This is a genomic window from Dietzia sp. DQ11-38-2 (genome assembly GCF_014145055.1).
Classification (GTDB): Bacteria; Actinomycetota; Actinomycetes; order Mycobacteriales; family Mycobacteriaceae; genus Dietzia.
On record NZ_JAALDW010000398.1, the window covers coordinates 1 to 2,158 of the forward strand.

Sequence of the window (2,158 nt, forward strand, 5' to 3'; positions counted from 1 at the left end):
GCGACGTCGCCGCGCGCCAGCAGGATGGTGCCGCCGCCCTGCGACTCGACGAACCCGCCGCGCCGCCGGTCGTTGGCCCGGCTGTAGTGCCGCTCGTCGATCCCCTTGGCGGCCATCGCCGCGGAGTCGGCGGTGGCGGACATGTCGGCGAAGCCCTGGATGCCCTCGGTGGACAGGTCGTCGAACCCGCCTGCCACCACGAACTCGGCCTTGCCGGCGCGGATCTTGTCGAAGCCCTCCTCGACGCTCACCGCGGTGGTGGCACAGGCGGCCACCGGGTGGACCATCGAGCCGTAGCCGCCGACATAGGACTGCATGACGTGGGCGGCCACCACGTTGGGCAGGGCCTCCTGCAGCGTGTCGTTCGCGCGGCTGCGGCCCAGGATCCCGTCGATGTAGAGCGAGCGCATGCTCGTCATACCGCCCATGCCGGTGCCCTGGGTATTGGCGACGTCGGCCGGGTGGACGTGGGCCAGCAGCTCCGCCGGGGTGAAGCCCGAGGAGATGAAGGCGTCCACGGTGGCCACCAGGTTCCACGCCGCCACCCGGTCGATACCGGAGACCATGTCGGCGGGGATGCCCCATGCCGTGGGGTCGAAGCCGGTGGGGATCTGGCCACCCACGATGCGCGTGAGCGTGGTGCGGCGGGGGACGCGGATCTCGGTGCCCGCCTTGCGGGTGACCGTCCACTCGCCGTCCTCGCTTCGGGTGACGACGGTGTTCTCCGGATCGTCCTCCTGGTACGCGCGGGCCTGGCCCTCGTCATCCACGACGAAGGACAGGTCCTCCGGCAGGAACACCGAGGTCAGTTGCGGCGAGGCATTGTCGAACATCTCCGCGCGCGAATCGTCGGCGTAGGTGCGCACGCCCACCCGGGCGAGGACCTCGTCGTGGAACCGCTCCGCGATCTCGGCCTCGTCGATCGGGTCACCGGATTCGGTGACGGTCCAGCCGGCGCGCGGCGAGTCCTCCCAGGTGATGAGTCCGGTGGACCAGGCCAGCTCGACCACGCCGGCGGCGCTGAGGTCGCCGGTGGTCTCCACCTCGAAGCGGGTGCGGGCGCTGCCGTACGGGCCGACCTCGCCGGATCCCACGATCACGACCATGTCCTCGAGGTCCTGCGTGACCTCGCCCCACTCGGGACGCTCGTCGGGGGTGACGGTCTGCAGCGACGGCAGGGCGGCGATGGTACCGTCCGCGTCCTCGGTGGTGGTCTCGGACGTCGCCGCCGGCCGGTCCGCGGCGAGCGCGGCCATGTCCAGATCGGCGGAGCCGAGCCCTCCGGTGAGGTCGACGGTGAGGGGTGCCTCGCCGGCGGCCCGGCGGACGTCCGGGGTGCACGAGTCCAGTAGCTCGTCGGCGATCCCGGTGGTGGACCAGGTGGACACGCCCGCGGCCTCGACGGCCTCGACGAGCGGGTCGTTGTGGCCCATCAACCCGGTGCCCCGGACCCAGCCGATGATCGCGTGAACGAACGTCACCCGCTCGGCCCAGGACTTCTCGGAACCCCACTTGGCGATCATGGCGTCGAGCGCGGCCTTGGCCTCGCCGTAGGCCCCGTCGCCGCCGAAGATCCCGCGGTTGGGCGAGCCGGGCAGGACAACGTGCAGGCGGGAGTCGACGTCGGTGTCGGCGCCGATCGCGCCGAGGCCGGCGACGAGCTTCTCCACGCCCCACAACAGGACGCGCATCTCGGTCTCGGCCCGCGGTCCGGCGTCGGCCATCGAGCCCTGGACGCGGGGGGCGGCGAACGGGAAGAGCAGCGTCGGGGTGAGCGGAGCCTTGAGGACGGTGGTCTGTCCCCCGGCCGACTCGGCGTGCTCGGAGCCGACCCACTCGACCAGGGCGTCGACGTCCGAGTACGAGGTGAGGTTGGCCGGCAGCACCCACAGCACCGCGCCGCCACGGGCGTGGGAGCGGTAGAGGTCCTTGAAGAAGGCCAGCTTGGACTGGTCCAGGCTGGAGGTGGTGGCCACTACGGTGGCCCCTCCCGCCAGGAGCTTTCCGGTGACGGCGGCGGCGATGGAACCCTTGCCCGCCCCGGTGACGACGGCGACGTCGTCCGCGTAGCGGCCGACGAACTCCTCGGCGGCCGTCTCCGCGATCTCCCGGTAGGCCACGGCGAGGGCGTCCCGGCGGGCGTCGGCGGCCCGCCCGG

Annotated in this window: 1 protein-coding gene; it reads right to left on the reverse strand. The window is 72.4% G+C overall.

The annotated features are described in order from the left end of the window. Window positions 1-2,158 (reverse strand): beta-ketoacyl synthase N-terminal-like domain-containing protein (locus G6026_RS13150; protein WP_277815611.1); only part of this gene is annotated, 2,158 nt, incomplete at both ends.